This window comes from Nocardia sp. NPDC023733 (genome assembly GCF_040639775.1).
GTDB classification, from domain to species: Bacteria; Actinomycetota; Actinomycetes; order Mycobacteriales; family Mycobacteriaceae; genus Nocardia; species Nocardia rosealba.
In genome coordinates this window covers 317672-337893 of sequence record NZ_JBFAAN010000003.1, presented here as the reverse complement: position 1 = coordinate 337893, position 20222 = coordinate 317672, and the positions used below count along the sequence as shown (strand labels likewise).

At 67.7% G+C, this 20222-nt stretch carries 16 protein-coding genes; 7 read left to right on the top strand and 9 right to left on the bottom strand.

Annotation, left to right across the window (positions count from 1 at the left end):
- The first annotated feature begins 1578 nt into the window (after positions 1-1578).
- From AB0F86_RS17000 to AB0F86_RS16975, 6 genes are all read left to right on the top strand, one after another.
- A complete protein-coding gene (locus AB0F86_RS17000; protein ID WP_356984766.1) occupies positions 1579-5343 on the top strand; it encodes a murein biosynthesis integral membrane protein MurJ in 3765 nt (1254 codons plus the stop codon).
- A gap of 329 nt (positions 5344-5672) precedes the next feature.
- Positions 5673-6230 carry an RNA polymerase sigma factor SigM gene (gene sigM / locus AB0F86_RS16995; protein WP_356984798.1) on the top strand — a complete coding sequence of 186 codons (558 nt, stop codon included), beginning with the start codon at positions 5673-5675 and terminating at the stop codon, positions 6228-6230.
- Positions 6231-6326: 96 nt separating this feature from the next.
- A complete protein-coding gene (locus AB0F86_RS16990) occupies positions 6327-7130 on the top strand; it encodes a hypothetical protein (RefSeq protein WP_356984764.1) in 804 nt (267 codons plus the stop codon).
- A 211-nt stretch (positions 7131-7341) separates the two neighbouring features.
- A complete protein-coding gene (gene trxB, locus AB0F86_RS16985; protein ID WP_181698210.1) occupies positions 7342-8328 on the top strand; it encodes a thioredoxin-disulfide reductase in 987 nt (328 codons plus the stop codon).
- A 31-nt stretch (positions 8329-8359) separates the two neighbouring features.
- Positions 8360-8692 carry a thioredoxin gene (gene trxA / locus AB0F86_RS16980; protein ID WP_067495091.1) on the top strand — a complete coding sequence of 111 codons (333 nt, stop codon included), beginning with the start codon at positions 8360-8362 and terminating at the stop codon, positions 8690-8692.
- Between the two features lie 134 nt (positions 8693-8826).
- Entirely contained in the window at positions 8827-10050 is a 1224-nt protein-coding gene (locus AB0F86_RS16975; RefSeq protein ID WP_181698209.1) for an N-acetylmuramoyl-L-alanine amidase, read from the top strand.
- Between the two features lie 121 nt (positions 10051-10171).
- Here the strand turns inward: AB0F86_RS16975 and AB0F86_RS16970 are convergent, their stop codons facing one another.
- The 9 genes from AB0F86_RS16970 to rpmH form a co-directional block, all read right to left on the bottom strand.
- On the bottom strand, positions 10172-10897 hold the full coding sequence (locus AB0F86_RS16970) for a GNAT family N-acetyltransferase (RefSeq protein WP_181698208.1): 726 nt from the start codon (positions 10895-10897) through the stop codon (positions 10172-10174).
- Positions 10898-11003: 106 nt separating this feature from the next.
- Complete coding sequence (locus AB0F86_RS16965; RefSeq protein ID WP_067644027.1) at positions 11004-12032, bottom strand: ParB/RepB/Spo0J family partition protein; 1029 nt, start codon at positions 12030-12032, stop codon at positions 11004-11006.
- A gap of 37 nt (positions 12033-12069) precedes the next feature.
- Positions 12070-13065: a ParA family protein gene (locus AB0F86_RS16960; protein ID WP_356984762.1), complete on the bottom strand. Its 996-nt coding sequence runs from the start codon at positions 13063-13065 to the stop codon at positions 12070-12072.
- Between the two features lie 506 nt (positions 13066-13571).
- Positions 13572-14318 (bottom strand): 16S rRNA (guanine(527)-N(7))-methyltransferase RsmG, encoded by a 747-nt coding sequence (gene rsmG / locus AB0F86_RS16955; RefSeq protein WP_356984759.1) that lies wholly within the window; start codon positions 14316-14318, stop codon positions 13572-13574.
- A 93-nt stretch (positions 14319-14411) separates the two neighbouring features.
- On the bottom strand, positions 14412-14945 hold the full coding sequence (locus tag AB0F86_RS16950; RefSeq protein WP_067495109.1) for a protein jag: 534 nt from the start codon (positions 14943-14945) through the stop codon (positions 14412-14414).
- Positions 14946-14971: 26 nt separating this feature from the next.
- A complete protein-coding gene (gene yidC / locus AB0F86_RS16945; protein WP_181698206.1) occupies positions 14972-16045 on the bottom strand; it encodes a membrane protein insertase YidC in 1074 nt (357 codons plus the stop codon).
- A gap of 4 nt (positions 16046-16049) precedes the next feature.
- Positions 16050-16349 (bottom strand): membrane protein insertion efficiency factor YidD, encoded by a 300-nt coding sequence (gene yidD, locus AB0F86_RS16940; protein ID WP_067495118.1) that lies wholly within the window; start codon positions 16347-16349, stop codon positions 16050-16052.
- Positions 16349-16765 carry a ribonuclease P protein component gene (gene rnpA, locus AB0F86_RS16935; protein WP_181698204.1) on the bottom strand — a complete coding sequence of 139 codons (417 nt, stop codon included), beginning with the start codon at positions 16763-16765 and terminating at the stop codon, positions 16349-16351. The genes yidD and rnpA overlap by 1 nt, the downstream gene beginning before the upstream one ends.
- A 22-nt stretch (positions 16766-16787) precedes the next feature.
- Positions 16788-16931 carry a 50S ribosomal protein L34 gene (gene rpmH, locus AB0F86_RS16930; protein ID WP_071932098.1) on the bottom strand — a complete coding sequence of 48 codons (144 nt, stop codon included), beginning with the start codon at positions 16929-16931 and terminating at the stop codon, positions 16788-16790.
- Between the two features lie 685 nt (positions 16932-17616).
- On the opposite strand from rpmH, the gene dnaA reads away from it, so the two are divergent.
- The gene (gene dnaA, locus AB0F86_RS16925; RefSeq protein ID WP_356984757.1) at positions 17617-19782 is read left to right on the top strand and encodes a chromosomal replication initiator protein DnaA; all 2166 of its coding nucleotides are present in this window, start codon (positions 17617-17619) and stop codon (positions 19780-19782) included.
- Positions 19783-20222: the final 440 nt, after the last annotated feature.

Genomic DNA, 20222 nt, shown 5'->3' with positions numbered 1-20222 from the left:
CGGGATTCGCGGGTTGCGCCGGGTACAGGAGGCATGATGGGCGACGATGATTCCGCTCATCGGCACAACCACGACGAACGCGACGAGCCGACCCACCGCTGGGCCCCCGCCGCGCCATGGGAGCGTGGAATGAGCGGCCGCGACACCGACGAGCCGCAGGTGCCCGCCCGCCCCGGCGATCGCCCGGTCCCGCCGCGCCTGGGCCCCGTCGACCCGGCCCGGCCGCGCCCCGCTGATCCCGGCCCGCAGCAGGGTGCGCGACCCGCCCAGCCGACAGGACGACCCGTTCCCGGCAGCTCGGGCGAGATCCCGCGAGTCCAGCCCCCTCGCGCGCCGCACTACGGCCCCGGTCGTACCGGTGAGCCGCCGTACCCGCAGGCGTCCCGGCCCGGCGAACCGAACTTCAGTCCATCGCCCGGCGAGCCGCCGCACGCGCAGTATCCGCGCGATGACGAGCCGCGCCATCGCCCCGGTGAACCCCCGCGCGCACCTCATCCCGGCGAGTCGAACTACGCCGGGGCACCTGGTGCTCCTCGTCAGCCGCACATGCCGCCCGTCGAGCCGAATCACCGTCCGGGGCCCGCAGACCCGCTGCGCGGGCAGCCACCGCGACCGGGGGACCCGAACGGTGCCGTGGCGGACGACGCGCTGCGCACGCCGGGACGTACCGGCGAAAGCAACCGTCGGCCCGCACCTTCCGGCGAATTCCCGATCCAACAGCGACCGGGCGGCCCTGGTCCGCAGCGACCCCAGCCGTATCCGGCCGACGGCCGTTCCGGGGAGTTGCCTCGGCAGCAGCGACCGGGTGGTCCACAGCCTCCTCAGTCTTATCCGGCAGACGGGCGTTCGGGGGAGTTCCCCCGCCAGCAGCGACCGGGTGGCCCAGGGCCACAGCGACCCGCACCGGATCCGCGATCGGCCGCTCCTTACGGCGAGTCGTCGCAACCACCGCCGATTGATCCGCGAGTGCCCGGCGCTGGTGGGCCGCGGCGCCCCGAACCCGGTCGCCCCGGCGAGTTCCGACCACAGGGACCCGGCCCCGAGGGACGCCCGGGTGGCTTCGGCTCGGCCCCCGGCGGTCAGCGGGGCGAGTTCCCGCCCGCGCCAGGTCAGCGACCCGGTCCCACCGGCGTCGAGCCGGGCGACCGGCCAGGTCAGCAGCGAGGTTCGGCGGGCCCGGCCGGACCCTCGGTCATGGGCGGTCGCGGTGGCGTCGAGCACCCCGGTGCGGGCGAGCAAGGGAGTCGCGGCGGTCAGCCTGGCGTCGGCGGTCAGCCCGGCATCGGCGGACAGCCCGGCGCCGGCGGACGACCTGGAGTCGGTCAGCCTGGCGGTGGGCAACCGCGCGGTCGTCGGGCCGGCGATGATGCACCCCAAGGTCCCGCCCAGCGGCCGAGTGGTCCACAGCGGCCGGGCCCCAGGTCGGGGGAGTTTCCGCAGCAACGGGCCGCGGGGGCATCCGGGGCAATCCCTCGGCAGGCACGTCCCGAGGTGGATCCTGGGCGTCCGCAGGCCGGTCCGCCGCCGCGTGGGTACGAGGCAGCTCGACCGGGGCCTGGGCGGGACAGCTTCCCCGGGATGCCTGCGGCATCGAGTCGGCCCGGTGGTGACGCGATGCGGGCGGCCGAGCAGACGCAGGTGATCGCGCGTCCCGAGCGGATTCGCACCGAGAAGCCCGCGCCGCGTGACACGAATCCACAGTCGGCCAACGAGAAGCTGCTCAAGGATTCCGGGTCGATCGCCGTGGCGACGCTCGTCAGCCGGATCACCGGGTTCGCCAAGCAGCTGTTGCTGCTCACCGTGCTCGGTCCTGCCATCGCCAGTGCGTTCATCTCGGCGAACCTGATCCCGAACATGGTGGCCGAGTTGGTCCTCGGCGCGGTGCTCACGGCGATCGTCGTGCCGACCCTGGTGCGCGCCGAACAGGAAGACGCCGACAACGGCGCCGAGTTCGTCCGAAGATTGGTGACCGCCGCCTTCGCCGTGCTCTTCGTGGCGACAGTCCTCACGCTCGCCGCGACGCCCATCCTGGCCAGCCACGTGCTCGTCGATTCCGACGGCAAGGTCAACACCTCGCTGACCACCGCACTCACCTATCTGCTCGCACCGGCGATCCTGTTCTACGGCATGTCGGCGCTGTTCACGGCCATCCTCAACACCAGACAGGCCTTCAAACCGGGCGCGTGGGCACCGGTGATGAACAACATCGTCGCGCTCGTCGTGCTGGCGGTGTACGCGCTCACACCCGGTGAGATCACGCTCGACCCGGTGCGGATGAGCGACCCGAAACTGCTGGTCCTCGGCCTCGGCATCACCGCCGGTGTGGCCACCCAGGCGCTGAGTCTGCTGCCCGCCATCCGCAGGCACGGCATCGACCTGCGCCCGCTGTGGGGCATCGACGCGCGCCTCAAGCAGTTCGGCAAGATGGGCGCCGCGATCATCCTGTACGTGCTCATCAGCCAGGTCGGCCTGGTGGTGGCGAACAACATCGCCTCCGCGGCCGACGAGGCGGGCCCGGCGATCTTCGCCAATGCATGGGCGCTGCTGCAGCTGCCCTACGGCGTCATCGGCGTCACGCTGCTCACCGCGATCATGCCGAGGCTGAGCCGCAACGCCGCCGCCGACGACACGCCCGCCGTGGTCGACGACCTGTCCGCGGCCACCCGCCTCACCATGATCGCGCTGATCCCGATCGTGGCCTTCATGACCCTGGCCGGCCCGGCGATCGGCGAGGCCCTCTACGGATACGCCCGGTTCTCCGGTGACGCCGCCCGCCTCGGCAGCGCGGTGAGCTGGTCGGCCTTCACGCTGATCCCGTATTCGCTCGTGCTGATCCACCTGCGCGTCTTCTACGCCCGCGAACAGGCATGGACGCCGACCTGGATCATCCTCGGCATCACCACGGTGAAGATCGCCTGCTCGGCGCTCGCCCCGGTGATCGCTCGCGACAGCGACGACGTGGTCATCATCCTCGGCGTCGCCACCGGCCTCAGCTTCACCGTCGGCGCGGTGATCGGCGGGGTACTGCTGCACCGCAGCCTCGGCGATCTGCGCATGTCCAATGTCGGCCGCACCATCACCCGGGTGGTGCTCGCTTCGATCGCGGGCGGCGCGGTGATGCTCATCATCGACACCGTGACCGGCCTCGCGAACGTCACCGGCGGCCCGGCCTCGCTGCTGCGGGTCACCGTCGACGCGCTCGTCCTGTTCTCGGTGGCGTTCGGGCTGATGCGTCTGGTCGGCATCCCCGAGGTGGTGGCGATCACCGTCGCCGTCTCGCGCAAGCTCGGCATCACCCCGCCCGCGCCGGAACTCGCGCTCGACGAGGACGCCTCGGCCGAGGACATCTACGCGACCACCGTGTTGCGCAGGCCCGACACCTACGCCTTCCCGGCGTACGGGCAGTCGCTGGACACCCAGACCATGGTGTTGCCCGTGATCCGGCCCGGTGCTGTTGACATCACCGGTCAAGCACAGTTCCCGTACGCTGTTCGGCAGACCGATACGGGAGATCAGGCCGAAGGAGGACCGAGGGTGAGCGATGACGCGGTGGGCGGCGTCCCAGCCGCTGATTCTGCGGCGCGCGCCGCAGGAGGAAGGTCCACCGATGTCCGGCCCGACGGGGCAGACACCGCGGGATCCGAACACGCCGACGCGCCCGACGACAGCAAGAACCTGCAGGCAGACGGGTCGCCGGAGAAGAACGAACCGACCGAGGACCGTCGCGCGGCCACACCGCCGCACGATCCGACCCACGACACCGGCATGCTGCCGATCCCCGTACCGCCGCAGGACGTGCAACGCCCGCAGCGCGGACCGAAGCTGATCCCCGGCGCGTCGGTCGCGGGCGGCCGGTATCGCCTGCTCGCCAGCCACGGCGGCGCGCGCGGGCTCAAGTTCTGGCAGGCCCTCGACATCAAACTCGACCGCGAGGTCGCGCTGACCTTCGTCGATGCCGATCAGAAGTCGGGTGAGAACGCGGGCCACGACGGTCCGCAGGCGATCCTGTCGCGCACGCTGCGTCTGGGCCGCATCAACTCGCCCGGCTTGGCAAGGGTCCTGGACGTGGTGCGCGGTAGTTCCGGCGGCATCGTGGTCGCGGAGTGGACACCCGGCCGGTCGCTGCGGGAGATGGCCGAGACCGTGCCGTCGCCGATCGGTGCAGCCCGGGCCATCCGGGTACTCGCCTCGGCGGCCGAACTGGCCCATCGCGGCGGTGGCTCGCTCTCGATCGACCATCCCGACCGCATCCGGATCAGCGCTTCCGGCGACGCCGTGCTCGCCTTCCCCGGCACGCTCGGCGATTCCGACGCCCAGTCCGATGTGCGTGGCCTCGGTGCCATGCTCTACGCGCTCATCACCGCGCGCTGGCCGATTCGCGTGGGCGGTGTCACCGGTACGGCCGCGACGATCGGCGGGCTGCGGCTGGCCGACTTCGGGCCCGACGGAACTCCGGTCGAGCCGCGCCAGATCCGGCCCGAGGTGCCGTTCGAGATCTCGGCCGTCGCCGTGCGGTCGCTGGAATCGAACAAGGGTGTGCGCACCGCCGCCACCGTGCAGCACGTGCTCGAGCAGGCCTCGGTCGTCGATCAGAAGACCGATTTCATCCCCGTGCTGCGGCTGGGTCAGCGGGCGGTCGCGGCCGGCCCCGATTCGCTCGCCGACCCGGAACTGCTTGCGGCCGAACGCGAACGCTCCAAGCGGATGATGTGGATCATGGTCGGCCTCGGCGTGCTCGCCGCGCTGGTGGTCGGCATCTTGATCTGGTGGATGGTGAGTATCTTCGCGCCCGGCGCGTCGGACAAGCCGCTGGATCAGCAGATCAATATCGGGCTCACGTCGAGTGTGGCGCCGCCGAGCGCGGCCGCCGCACCGACGGCGGACCAGCCCGCGCAGCCGTCGAGTGTGCCGGTGGCCGTCACCGGTGCCAGGGTGTTCTCCCCGGAGGGCACCCCCGACGGCGCCGCGACGGCGGGCGCGGTGCTCGACCAGAACCCGGAAACGGTGTGGCGCACCGACCAGTACTTCCAGCAGTTCCCCGCCCTCAAGAAGGGCGTGGGACTGCTGGCCACGCTGCCCGCGCCCGCCAAACTCACCAATGTCTCGATCACCTCGCCCAGTGCGGGCAGCACCGTCGAGATCCGGACCTCGCCCACCGAGACGCCCACGCTCGACCAGACTCAGCTGATCGGCTCCGCCCGTCTCGGCGACGGCGTCACCGAGGTCGCTGTGCAGACTGATCAGGCTGCTCGCTTCGTGCTCGTATGGATCACCGGACTGGCGAATTCGGGCGGACAGTTCCAGACCGCCGTCGCCGACGTCCGCTTCGACGCCGCGCCGTAAATCCGCGCCGCAGTCCTTCCCACCTGCTATCTGCGCAGGTGGATGCCTATTTCGCGCTAGAACATCACTGTTCATCGAACCGCGGTCCGGTTGGTGCGCAATTGTTATCAGCGATATGATCACCCCGCGCTCTCGGCAGGGAGCTACCCAGGATCTGTCGACGTCGGTCCTGGACGCCGCGTTGTAGTCAGGTGATGGATCGGCCTCGTTCGCCGACATGAAGTCGCCGTAATGAGCGCTGTCCAAGGGGTCAGGTGTTGTCGCCGGAAGTCAACGAGCAAGTACGCGGGGGGACAACGCGCCAGGCGGCGTTCCGCGATCGCTCGTTCCTGGAGAACGGCAGCGACAAGGAACTCCTCACCGCGCACGTACGCGGCGAACCGCATGCCTTCTCCGAACTCCTGCGCAGGCACAAGGACCACCTCTGGCAGACCGCGCTGCGCACGTCCTACAGCCGTGAGGACGCCGCCGACTGCCTGCAGGACGCCTTGTTCTCCGCCCATCGCACCGCCGAGACGTTCCGCGCCGAGTCCGAGGTGCGCAGCTGGTTGCACGCCATCGTCGTGAACGCCTGCCTCGACCGGATCCGGCGCAACAAGACCCGCCGCGCCATCTCCGTCACCCCCGACACCATGCCCGAGGCGGTCGAGCCACGCGATGCCTACGCCGACTACGAGCTGAACCTCGTGGTGAGCGAGGCGCTGTTCACCCTCCCTGACGAACAGCGGCTCGCCCTGGTGATGACCGAGATGGAGGGGCGGAGTGTGGCCGAAACCGCCTTGGCACTCGGCGTGGCGGAAGGCACGATCAAGAGCAGATGCGCCCGAGCGCGCGTACGTTTGCAAGAACGTTTGGAATTTTTCCGGGATCCAGGGAACCGGAGCTAGCCCGGATGCGTCATTAACAGTGACGAACAAGTCAGCGATGTACATGCTGCGATCCGAAAATCGACAGAACAGGGGAGGTGCGAGGTGGCTCGATCCGTGCCGCAGCCTCCGTTCCCGTCGGAACTGCTGGCCGATCTGCACGCCGACAATCTCGCACCGGAACTCCGCGAGCAACTGTGGCCCAAGGTCCGCACCGACCCGGACGCGCTGCGCTATCTGAAAGATCTCGACGAGGTGAACACCCACCTCCGTACGCTGGCCGACGACGACCTGGTCATGCACCGCATGCCCGACGACGTGGCCGACCGCATGTTCCGATTCGTCGCCGAACTCGACGCCAACGAGGGACCGACCGAACGAATCACCTCCGTGCCTGCCGTCGCCGAACCCGACGCGGGCGACGGCCCGACCGCACGGATCACGTCTGTCCCGACCAGCGCCACCCCCGCCGCAGACCAGTCCACGCCGATCTCGTTGGCGCAGTACAAGTCCCGGCGCCGGCTGGGTTTCTTGGTGGCGGCAGCGGCCACGATCGCCGTCCTCGCGGGTGCGGGCGCCGTGGTCGGCACCCTCGACAACACCGACGGCACACCGACTGCGGCCCCACCCACCGAACCGGCCACCCCGGCCGACGACCTCACCGCGGCCGCCGCCCTCACCGCCCTCGGCAAACGCGACGTGCACGGCCCCCTCGCCGACGAAGCCGCCCTCACCCGCTGCGTGCAGGCCAACGGCATCGACCGTGCCGTCCTGGGTGCGTCGAGCATCACCTTCCGCGGCGACGACGCCGTACTCGTCCTCGTCAAAGGCCCCCAAACCCCCACCATCACCGCTTTGGTCGTCGGCACCGGATGCACCACCGGCGCCCCCAGCCGATTAGCCGTCCGCGACATCGGCTGACCTGCCCTTCTGGCCCCACACTCACCCGTTCTCGGCGCGTCCCCGCCTCTGGACTGACCGAAGGGTGCGACGAAGGAGTGCCCGCAGGGAGGGAAGAGGCGGGGGTTCAGCGCCGAGAACCGCGGCGCCAGCCGCAAAACAAACACGGGAACAACACCGTTTAGGCTGTTGTTGACTCACACGTCCCAGCATTGCTTTTCGGAAGGGCCCCATGAGCACGCCAGTTCGCGACCTGATCATCGTCGGCTCAGGACCCGCCGGCTACACGGCGGCCGTCTATGCCGCCCGCGCCGAGTTGGCGCCCTTGGTTTTCGAGGGCACCCAGTTCGGTGGTGCCCTGATGACCACCACCGAGGTGGAGAACTTCCCCGGTTTCCGCGAGGGCATCATGGGCCCCGACCTGATGGAGCAGATGCGCGAGCAGGCCAAGCGTTTCGGCGCCGACCTGCGCACCGAGGACGTCGACGCGATCGACCTGTCCGGCCCCGTGAAGAAGGTCACTGTCGGAGACGAGACCTTCGAGGCCTACGCCGTCATCCTCGCCATGGGCTCGGCTGCCCGCTACCTGCACGTCCCCGGTGAGCAGGAACTGCTCGGCCGCGGCGTGAGCGCGTGCGCCACCTGCGACGGCTTCTTCTTCAAGGGCCAGGACATCGTGGTGGTCGGCGGCGGCGACTCGGCGATGGAGGAAGCGACCTTCCTCACCAAGTTCGCCGCCAGCGTCACCATCGTGCACCGCCGCGAGGAGTTCCGTGCCTCACGCATCATGCTCGAACGCGCCAAGGCCAACGAGAAGATCAACTTCCGGCTCAACGCCGAGGTCGTGAAGGTCAACGGCGACAACAGCGTCACCAGCCTCACCCTGCGCGACACCAGGACCGGCGAGGAATCCGAACTGGCCGCCACCGGCCTGTTCGTCGCCATCGGCCACGATCCGCGCAGCGAACTGGTCAAGGGCCAGGTCGCGCTCGACGGTGAAGGCTATGTGCAGGTGACCGATCCGGGCACCGCCACCGATGTGGCGGGCGTGTTCGCCGCAGGCGACCTCGTCGACCACACCTACCGCCAGGCGATCACCGCCGCGGGCACCGGCTGCCGCGCCGCCATCGACGCCGAGCGCTGGCTCGCCGAGCAGGGCGACATCACCGCCAACACACTCGACAACGCCGATGGCCCGGCCGCGGTGTCCGCCAACTGATTTCGCGTTCCACCCAGCTAGGAGAACACCCATGGCCGACAGTGCCAACACCATCACCGTGACCGACCAGTCCTTCGCCGACGACGTGCTGCTCAGCGAGAAGCCCGTGCTCGTCGACTTCTGGGCCGACTGGTGCGGCCCGTGCAAGATGGTCGCCCCCGTGCTGGAGGAGATCGCGGGCACCCATGCCGACAAGCTCACCATCGCCAAGCTCGACACCGAGGCCAACCCCGGCGCAGCCCGCGACTACCAGATCCTGTCGTTGCCGACCATGATCCTGTTCCAGGGCGGCAAGCCGGTGAAGCAGATCGTCGGCGCCAAGGGCAAGGCGGCGCTGCTGCGCGAGCTCGAAGGGCTCATCTGAGCCGCGATCGATCCGACAAAGACACCTCCCACCGGCCGACGCGCCGTAGGATGCCTGGACCCGGGATTCCCGTAATACCGCCCGGGTCTGAGACAATCGACGGACGCTCCGGCCGAAGGAAAGGGCTCTTACGCATGCACCGACTTCGTCACGGCGATTCAGGACCGGCCGTCGCAGAGGTTCGGAGCACCCTCGCAAGCCTCGGTTTCCTGCATCGCCAGCACGACTGGCAGGACACCGATGTGGTCTTCGACCGCTCGCTCGACTCGGCGGTTCGCGCGTTCCAGCAGCAGCGTGGTCTGCTCGTCGACGGGATCGTCGGCCCGGCCACGTATCGCGCGCTGAAGGAAGCCTCCTATCGCCTGGGTGCCCGCACACTGATCTACCAGCTGTCCGCCCCGCTGTACGGCGACGACGTGGCCACCTTGCAGCGCAAGCTGCAGGACCTCGGCTTCTACGTGCACCGGGTCGACGGCTACTTCGGTCCGCACACCCACGAGGGACTCAGCGCCTTCCAGCGCGAGATCGGTCTCTCGGCCGACGGCATCTGTGGTCCCGACACACTGCGCTCGCTCGATCTGCTCGGCGCGCGCGTCACCGGCGGCAACCCGCATCGCATCGCCGAGGAAGAGGTGGTGCACCGGGCGGGACCGCAGCTCACCGGCAAGCGCATCGTCATCGACCCCGGATTCGGCGGCCCCGACAAGGGATTCGCCGTGCCGACGGAGTTCGGTGACGTATACGAGTCGGAGATCCTGTGGGATCTGGCCTCACGGCTCGAAGGCCGGATGGCCGCCACCGGCATGGAGACGTTCCTGTCACGTCCGTGGGGCGCCAACCCGACCGATGCCGAACGCGCCGATACCTCCAACGCTTTCGACGCCGATCTGATGATCTCGTTGCGCTGCGCGATGAGCGACAATCCGTCGGCGCAGGGCGTCGCCGGGTTCTACTTCGGTAATTCCCACGGTTCGGTGTCGATGATCGGGCAGGTACTCGCGGGGTTCATCCAGCGCGAAGTGGTTGCCCGCACGTCCCTGCAGGACTGCCGCACCCATCAGCGCACCTGGGATCTGCTGCGCCTCACCAAGATGCCGACGGTCCAGGTGGACCTGGGCTACCTCACCAACGAATACGACGCCTCCATCCTCACCAACCCGCGCATGCGGGACGTGATCGCCGAGGCGATCCTCATCTCGGTGAAGCGGCTGTACCTGCTCGGCCAGGACGACCAGCCCACCGGCACCTACACCTTCGCCGAACTGCTCGCCGAGGAACTGGCGGCCCAGGATCGGCTGCCGGAGAATTCCGGTCTCGTCCGCCTCCCCGGAGTTTCAGGCCAGACCCAGGTGCGGTGAGGCTTACGTCGGCGGCCAGACCAGGTAGCGGGTCACGCCAGCCCGTCCCCGGCGAGTTACCCATGTTCTCCCGAAACCACAAAAGCGGCCCCGCGCAGGCGGGGCCGCTTTCTTGTGTCGGCTAGCGCACGCCGATTCTGGCAGGTGGGGCCATCTCGGCGGCGGCCAGAAGCTGGTCGAGGGCGCGCTCGACGTCTTCCTTCCAGCCATGATCGGAGTCGAGTTCGAGACGCAGGCGTGGGAAGCGGTGATGCTGGGCCACCACTTCGAAGCCGACGTCCTCGAGGAAGTCCGCGTCGATCATGCAGGTTTCCGGCGTGCACTGGGTGGTCGAGGCCCGATCGCGCAGGGGAGCGGCGATCCGTTCCATGAGCCGCATCGACGAGCCGAGCCCCCGATCGGCGACCGAGCTCGACGGCGGTCCATTGCGGATGCCGAATGCCTCGAGCGCCCGCACACCGCGACGCACCAGATCGGCCACCACGGCCTGCACCAGCCGGTGGGCTACATCGGATTCGTCATAGGGGAATTCGGCCTGCAGCGTCGTCAGCAGGATGGCGTCCGGGCTCACGGGGGAGGTGGGGAACAGGGTCGAGCGCGGCACCGAACTCGGCGGCGAATACAGCGCGCAGCCGGCGATGTTGTTGTCAACCTGTGCCACCTGCCCGCATGATCCCCATTCGAGCATGACCGTCGAGAGCCATGCCTCCTTCTCGAAGACCGGATCGCTGAAGGACTGGGAGTCGGCGGCGACAGCCGGATCGAGCTCCCAGAAAACACACCGCCGGGTATGCGCCGGAAGCCGATCGAGTCCGTCGAGGGTCAATGCTGTGACGCTGGTCGACACTGCTCTGTTCAGCCTCCAGCTGTCCGATTCATCCACGCTCACGCCACATCACTATCCACAGTAATGCCGCCTCTTTCCGAGATGTATAAAGGCTGGGAAGTCCCTGTCACAGTGACGTTTCAGGGCTGGCTTGCTCCATCAGCGCCACAATGCGCTCGAGATCTTCGACGGAACCGAACTCGACAACGATCTTGCCCTTGCGCTTGCCGAGGCTCACCGTCACGCGGGTGTCGTAGGAACCCGATAGGCGTTCGGCGACTTCCTGTAGACCCGGCATGTGGATCGGCTTGCGCTTCGGCGCCGGGGGAGCGACCTCCGACGGATTGCGGTTGGCCAGCGTCACCGCTTCCTCGGTGGAGCGCACCGACAAACCTTCGGCGACAATCCGTTCCGCCAGCGCTTCCTGCGCCTCGGCGCCCGCGTCCAAACCGAGCAGCGCGCGGGCATGGCCGGCCGACAACACACCGGCGGCCACCCGACGCTGCACCGGGATCGGCAGCTTCAGTAGCCGGATCATGTTCGTCACCACTGGACGCGAGCGGCCGATACGCGAGGCCAGTTCCTCGTGGGTGACATCGAACTCTTCGAGCAGCTGCTGATACGCCGCCGCCTCTTCGAGGGGGTTCAGCTGCACGCGATGGATGTTCTCCAGCAGCGCGTCGCGCAGCATCGAGCTGTCCGCGGTATCGCGGATGATGGCCGGGATCGTAGCCAGGCCCGCTTCTTGGCATGCGCGCCACCGGCGCTCGCCCATGACCAACTGGAACTTGTCGACACCCGGCTCGAGTCGACGCACCACGATCGGCTGCATCAACCCGAATTCACGGATCGAGTGCACCAGCTCGGCGAGCGCCTCTTCCTCGAACACCGAGCGCGGCTGCTTTGGGTTCGGTTCGATCTGATCCGCAGGGATCTCTCGGTACACCGCGTCGCCGGGGGAGACCAGATCCTCCTCCGGCTCCGCGGGCTCGGCATCGGGAACGCGATGCAGGAAAGCCTCGGCCGGTTGCGGGCCGATCGGGTTGATGCCGATCACGCTCGCCGCGGAACTGCTGAGCCCGGGCGCCACGGCGGGCCCCGTCGGGATCAACGCCGCCAACCCGCGACCGAGACCGCCCTTTTTCGCCTGACTCATCGGCTACCGATCCCTTCCTCGTTCCAACACACCAGCACTACGACGCGCCCTGGACAACCTGGGCGCGCCCGGCGAGCTCACGCCCGGCGTCCATGTAGCTCATCGCGCCACGGGAGCCTGGATCATAATCGAGCACGGTCATCCCGTAGCCCGGCGCCTCCGAGACCTTCACGCTGCGCGGGATCATCGACTTGAGCACCACGTCGCCGAAGTGATTGCGCACTTCCTCCGCGACCTGGTCGGCCAGCTTGGTGCGGCCGTCGTACATGGTGAGAAGCACCGTCGACACGTGCAGCTCCGGGTTGAGGTGCGATTGCACCAGCCCGATATTGCGCAGCAACTGGCCGACGCCCTCCAGCGCGTAGTACTCGCACTGGATCGGGATCAGCACCTCTTTGGCCGCGACGAGCGCGTTGACGGTGAGCAGACCCAGCGAGGGCGGGCAGTCGATCAACACGTAGTCGATGTCGTATCCGGCGACGGCGGCGTCGCGAATCGCGGTCTTCAACCGACCTTCGCGCGCGACCATCGAGACCAGTTCGATCTCCGCACCGGCGAGGTCGATCGTGGCGGGAACGCACAACAGACGTTCACTGTGCGGGCTCTGCTGACTGGCGTCGGTGACCGACACCTCACCGATCAGCAGCTCGTAACTGGACGGCACACCGGAGTGGTGGGCGACGCCCAGCGCCGTACTCGCATTGCCCTGCGGGTCTAGATCGACGACGAGGACGGTCATCCCCTGATGCGCCAGTGCGGCGGCAAGATTCACCGTCGTTGTCGTTTTGCCTACGCCACCCTTCTGGTTGGCGATGGTGATGATCCGTTGCTCGCGGGGTTTCGGCACAGTGACCTTTCCTGGATGCAGAATCTGGCTGGCGCGTTGCGCTTCCGCCGCGATCGGGGTCTCGGCGGGGGAGATGTGCCCGAAAGGAGTATTCCCGAACGTCTCCGCGTCGAAGCTGCTGGAGTCCAGCATCCCCGGGACCCGCGACGTTGTTTCCCGTGAAACATTCGCCGGACCGCTCGACATAGATTGCTCCTAACCCGAGAACTTCAGATCACGTATCCCCGACGAACGTCGGCGCCGTGTCATCACAAACAAACTGCGTCGGTGGAGAACTCGAAATTCGAGGAGATGGACTCACTCGCGCCGACCCTCAATAGCTTGCCAGCACCGGGACCGTTAGGAAAGCTGAATCGCGGCACGCCGCACGGGACACGCACAACGCGGCACAGAATTCACTTCACCGACGCTTGTTTCACGGGAAACAACGCGCTATCGCGTTCCACGTGAAACACCGCACGAGTCATTGGCCGTCGCCCCCACCAGATTCCGCGCTGGAGCCGGTTCCGCTGACGATCATCCATCACGGCAGTCGAGGCATGGCCGCAGTCCGCTACTCCTGCGCCCACCTCTTGCCGTCCCAGTCGCTATGGCGAAATTCGACCTGAATCAGGTGCACCCAACCACCCTCGGCCCATTTCGTCACGGTACGAAACTCGTTGAGTGGCATTCGAAAGCGGGGGAGTGGCAATTCAGGAGTTGTTGCGCTTTCTCGTCTTCTTTTCCGCGCCAGCGGCTTTACGTCCGCCGCGACGGTTCGGTCGTTCGGCCCGGGGGAGGAGTTCGGCGCTGATGACGAGGGTCGGGATTTCGACGATCCCGGCGCCGCAGCCGACGACGCGAAGATCGGTCGCGCCGTCGCGAATCAGTTCGGCACCGTCACGCTCGAGTTCCTCAGCGGCGCTGGTTCCTTTGAGCGCGAGCATGCGCCCGTGGTCGCGGAGGAGGGGAAGCGACCAGTGCGCGAGTTTGGCGAGCGGGGCGACCGCGCGGGAGGTGACGACATCCGCACCACCGGCTTCCTTGATGACGCCCGACTGTTCGGCACGCCCGCGCACGACGGTGACATCGAGCCCGGCGTCCTCGATGAACTCGCTCAGGAACACCGTGCGGCGCAGCAGCGGCTCCACGAGCGTGATGCGAAGGTCCGGCCGCGCGATGGCCAACGGGATGCCCGGCAGTCCGGCGCCGCTGCCGACATCGACCACGGACGCGCCTTCGTCGATCAGTTCACCGACCACCGCGCAGTTGAGGATGTGCCGCTCCCAGAGCCGGGGGACTTCGCGCGGACCGATGAGCCCGCGCTCCACGCCTGCGGTGGCGAGCGCCGCGCAGTAGCGGCGGGCGAGGTCCAGGCGGTCACCGAACAACCGGGCTGCGGCAGCGGGCGGTTCCAGTTCGGCGGACAGCGCACCCAGTTCTCGTTCCACGTGAAACATCCTTCTCCAGTGGTGGTGATCGGGGCATGAATAAGGCCCCCGGTCCGGGACCGGAGGCCTTACTACTTCCTGCGTGGTCGCGGCGGTGTGAGCCTACTCCGGCACAACCACCACATGACGATTCGGCTCGACACCTTCGCTCTCGCTCGCCACGCCATCGATCTCGGCGACGGCGTCGTGCACGATCTTGCGTTCGAACGGAGTCATCGCCGACAGCGCTTCGGGCTTGCCCGACTCGAGCACACGCTTGGCCGCTGCCACACCCAGCTCGCTCAGATCGGCACGGCGCTGGGCGCGCCAGCCGGCCACGTCTAGCATCAGGCGGCTGCGGACGCCGGTCGCCTGCTGCACGGCCAGGCGGGTGAGTTCCTGAAGCGCGTCGAGAACTTCACCATTGCGGCCGACGAGCTTGGTCAGGTCGCGGCCGCCGTCGATGCTCACGACCGCACGGTCGCCCTCTACGTCGAGGTCGATGTCGCCGTCGAAGTCGAGCACGTCCAGCAGCTGCTCGAGGTAGTCGCCCGCGATCTCGCCCTCTTCGATCAACGCCTCCTCGGCGTCGTTCACGACGTCCACAGTCGTCGACACGGTGGCGTCCCCTCCGTCGGTCTGGGTCTCAACAGTCATTGGATTTCCCTCTATCCGGTCGCGTCTCAGCGCTTACGCTTCTGGTTCGCGCGGCCACGGTTTCCCGGCCGCTGCTGCCCGCCGGGCTTACGCTTGCCGCCCTGCTTGGCCGACTGCTTCGGGGTGCCGTTGCTCGCCGCGGTGCCGTTCGCCGAGGGCGACTCGTCGGCGGGCGCGTCCTGCTTCTTGCGGACGTCGACCGGCTTGGCACCGGGCTTGGGCGCGTTCTGCGCCCGCAGCTCGAGCTTCTTCTGCTTCTTGGCCTCTTCTTCCTTCTCCATCCGGCCGAACACCAGGTGCTGCTGTCCGTAGGTCCAGATGTTGTTGGCCACCCAGTAGAGCAGGATGCCGATCATCAGGAAGGGGCCACCGACCATCACGCCGAGCGGGAAGACCCACAGCGACAGCTTGTTCATGATGGCGGCCTGCGGGTTGGCCGCGGCCTCGGGGGTCTGGCGGGCGACGGAAGCGCGAGCGTTGAAGTGGGTCGCCACACCGGCGATCACCATCAGCGGGACGGCGACGAGCGCGATGCTCATCCGGGTCGGCGTGCCGCCCCAGTCCGCGAATGCCTGCAGCTCACTCACCGGCGCGGTGATGAATGCCGCGATCGGGGCGCCGAAGATGCGGGCGCTCAGGAACGACTGGACGTCGGTGGCGCTGAAGATGTAGTTGCCGATGTTGGCGTTTTCCTCGGCGGTCAAACCGAGCTGACCCCAGCCGTGACCGGTCCGGTTGAACGAGCGGAGCACATGGAACAGACCGAGGAACACCGGCACCTGCACCAGCACCGGCAGACAGCCCATGAGCGGGTTGAAGCCGTGTTCCTTCTGCAGCTTCTGCATCTCCCGCGCCATGGTCTCGCGGTCGTTCTTGTACTTCTTCTGCAGCTCCTTGATCTGGGGCTGCAGCTCCTGCATCTGCCGCGTGGTGCGGACCTGCTTCACGAACGGCTTGTACAGCACCAGCCGGAGGGTGAAGACCAGGAACACCACGGCGAGGCTCCAGGTGAGCCCGCTGTCGGGGCCGAACACGAAGCCGAAGGCTTTGTGCCAGAACCATAGGATGGCGGATACCGGCCAGTAGATGATGTCGAGCACGGCTCTAGGTACTCCCGTCGTTCGTATCGCCGATCAGCGCGGGCGATGACTTGGTGAAAGCATTCGACCCGCGCTCCGGCACGGGATCCCACCCCCCAGGGTGCCAGGGCGCGCATTTGGCCAGGCGAACGACCGTCAGTACCGATCCGACGACCAGCCCGCGGGTCCGCAGGGCGGTCACCGCGTACTCGCTGCACGTGGGGGTGAAGCGGCAGATCGGCATCCGGGTGGGGGAGACATAAGTGCGGTAGAGCTCGATCAGGAAGATCAGCGCGTTCGCGGGTAACCGAGCGAGCGTGCGCATCACCGTTCACCGGCCGAGGTGCGACCGAGCGCGGCCGCCGGAACCCGGTGCAAGCCGAGCTTGCGGAGTCCGGCGCGCAGCTGGCGCAGCAACTCGGCGGAGTCGGCGGTAGCCGCACCGGGCAGGGCCCGGATCACGACATCGGTATCGGCGGGCAGGTCATCGATCACCTGGGCGCACATATGACGCAGGCGGCGGGCCACCCGGTGGCGAACCACCGCGTTACCCACCGCCTTGCTGACAATCAGCCCGAACCGAGGACCGCCTACGCGGACCAGGGAATCGCCGTCGGCGACATCGTCGTACGTGTGCGTGAACGCGTGTACGACGAGATCTCGCCTCCCGATTCGCTGACCGCGGCGCACCGTGCGGGAGAAATCAGCACGGTGGTGCAACCGATACGGCTCAGGCAACACCCGAGCGTCCGACTACGCGCGATCAGGCAGTCAGTTCGGAGCGGCCCTTACGGCGACGCGCCGAAACGATGGCGCGGCCCGCACGGGTCCGCATCCGGAGGCGGAAGCCGTGCACGCGCGCCCGACGACGGTTGTTCGGCTGGAACGTCCGCTTGCCCTTGGCCACGGTCAACACTCCTCGAGTTGGTGGGCACCGGTGAGGTACCCGAAGTTTTCGGTGATTCGGATTCTGCGCTGCGGACCGCGGTCTACGCACAGAGTGCCTTGGCGATCAGCGTGCAGCGCACAGCCGCCACCGCGCCAAGGGGTGACTGTATGAGGGTACTGATCGCCCCATACAGGGTCAAATTCGGCCCACATGGGGCGAAACGGTCGGCAAACATCCGGGCCGGATAGGGTCGGGACGAGTACCGGGATCCAGATTACCCGCTGGTCGTGGCCGACGGTCGGCGAGCCGACCTGCGGCGACACGCCCGGGCGTCACTGACGCGGACAGCAACTTTTCGTGAGTTCCTCCACACCTCTGGCGTCGCGGGCGCCTTGCGGCTAGCCTCTGTAGCCGGGGGATTGCTGAAGAACCGCAGGTCCAGCTCCTTTCACTGCCACACGCTGGCAGAATTCCTCTATCCCCAGGTTTGTCCACATCTGTGGATAATTGTGTGGAAAGACGGCCGGAGTGGCATATTCGTAGGGCCGACGGTGCCCTCGCCAAGTCCGATCCCGGGACCGCACGGCGTTCGAACCGGCTTCGGTTGTTCGCTTCGATCACGCCGATCGCACCTGGTCACAGGTGCTGCGCTGGCGTGCTCGGCGGCCGTTGGCCCAACAAACCGGTCCGGGGAGGACGCTGCATGGACGACGAGCAGAACGTGCTGGCCACAGTGTGGCCGGAGGTGGTCGCCGAACTCACCACCGGCTCGGCCGACGGCGCCATTCCCGCGGTGAGCCGGGCCCAGCAGGCCTGGTTGAAGCTGGTGAAACCGCTCACCGTCGCCCAGGGTTTCGCGTTGCTGTCCGTTCCGTCGTCGCTGGCACAGGAAGCGATCGAGCGCGATCTGCGCGAGCCGATCCTGCGTTCGCTCGGTCGCAGACTCGGGCCGCAGGTGGAAGGACTCGGTGTGCGCATCGCCGCGCCGAGCCCGGCCGCGGGGGAGCGCACGGGCAGTTCGCCCCGGCACGCCAGGATGACGAGCCGTCCGGAGCGTCCGCGTGAGCAGGTTCGCCCGCCGGCCGGCTACCCCGGCCCCGATTTCAGCGTGCCCGACTATCCCCAGCGCGGTGACTACGGCCGACCGCGTTACGGCGCCGACGACTACAACGGCAACTCCGGCGAGTACGGCAACGACTACCAGCAGCAGGCTCCCGACTACCAGCGCGACGGTGAGTACGGCAGCAGCTTCGGCGGCCGCGAGTTCCCGGCGCAGGCCGGTGAGTACGGCGAGCGCGCCGAATACGCCGGGCCGCGCGAGTACCCGGCCGAGCCGGAGTACCAGCCGCAGGGCGACTACCAGCAGCAACCGGAGTACCAGCAGGCTCCCGAGTACGCCAAGCCCCAGGAGTACAAGGCAGGCGAGTACAGCGGTGAGGATTTCCCCGGCGCCGATTTCGAGCCGACGGCTGTCTATCCCGTTCCCGATTTCAACGGCGAGTTCGCCGGCCGCCCCGACTTCCGTGGTGCCCGTCCCGAACAGCGCGCCCCCGAACCGCCCCAGGGCAGGCGCGAGCAGGGATCGTCGCGGCGCGATCATTCCGGGCAGGAAACCCTGTTCGGTACCGATCCGCCCGCACGTGCGCCGCGACGGCCGCAACCGCAGGAGGAGCCGGCCGCCGCGCGTGTCGAGGAGACACCGGCCGATACCGCGCCGGAGCCGCCGCGCCCGGGGACCCCAGGCGCTCAACCGGTCGACGACGAGCCGGTGGTCGACGCGCGTAACAACTGGCCGACCTATTTCAGCAAGTCGCCCGAGGCGCCGCCGCAGTCGTCGTCCTCGGCAAGCCTGAACGCGAAGTACACCTTCGAGACGTTCGTGATCGGCGCGTCGAACCGGTTCGCCCATGCCGCCGCGGTGGCCATCGCGGAGGCGCCTGCCCGGGCCTACAACCCGCTGTTCGTCTGGGGCGCTTCGGGTTTGGGCAAGACGCACCTGCTGCACGCGGCCGGTCACTACGCGCAACGGCTGTTCCCCGGCATGCGGGTGAAGTACGTGTCGACCGAGGAATTCACCAACGACTTCATCAACAGCCTGCGCGACGACCGCAAGGTGGCGTTCAAGCGCCGCTACCGCGAGACCGACATCCTGCTGGTCGACGACATCCAGTTCATCGAGGGTAAGGAAGGCATCCAGGAGGAGTTCTTCCACACCTTCAACACCCTGCACAACGCGAACAAGCAGATCGTAGTGTCCTCGGATCGTCCGCCCAAGCAGCTGGCAACCCTCGAGGAGCGGCTGCGGACCAGGTTCGAGTGGGGCCTGATCACCGATGTGCAGCCGCCCGAACTCGAGACCCGCATCGCCATCCTGCGCAAGAAGGCCAGGATGGACCGGCTCGACGTGCCCCATGACGTGCTGGAACTCATCGCGAGCCGGGTGGAGCGCAATATCCGCGAACTGGAGGGCGCGCTGATCCGGGTGACGGCCTTCGCCTCGCTCAACGGGCAGCCGCTGGACCTGTCGCTGGCCGAGGTGGTGCTGCGGGACCTGATGCCCGACACCGCCGCGCTCGAGATCAACGCGGCCACGATCATGGCGGTCACCGCCGAGTACTTCAACACGACGTTGGAGGAGCTCACCGGGCCGGGTAAGGCGCGTCCGCTGGCGCAGGCGCGCCAGATCGCGATGTACCTGTGCCGTGAGCTGACAGATCTGTCGCTGCCCAAGATCGGGCAGGCGTTCGGCCGCGACCACACGACGGTCATGTACGCGGAGAAGAAGGTGCGCAAGGAGATGACCGAACGGCGTCGCGTGTACGACCAGGTCCAAGAACTCACAGCCCGAATCAAACAGCGCTCCCGCTGATTTCATCCCCAACCCCGAACACCGCCCTGAGCTGGGGCGGTGTTCTTTTTTGCCCTGTGGAATCCCTGTGGATTCCTCGAGGAATCCACCGGTTGTGCACCGGTTCACACACAGGCCTGGGGAGCGATCTGGGGAGCATCTACCCACAGGCAGTTGTGCACATCGTCCACAGGTTCCTCCACCAACAGCCTGTGAGTGCCACTGACCTGCGGCGGCGCCGGATCCGGCCTGTGGATTCCTCGAGGACTTCTTGTGGACTCCTCGAGGAATCCACCGGTTCGTCACCACCCTTGGTCAGGGTGTGAACAAGTAGGTGAAATCGGTGGAACAACTCGAGGACTACTCGAGGATGGATCTGGGACAACTTCGGGTGTCCACAGACACCGCCGATTCATCCTCGAGTCACTCCACGGCCATCCCCATGCCACCAAGCCCTCTGA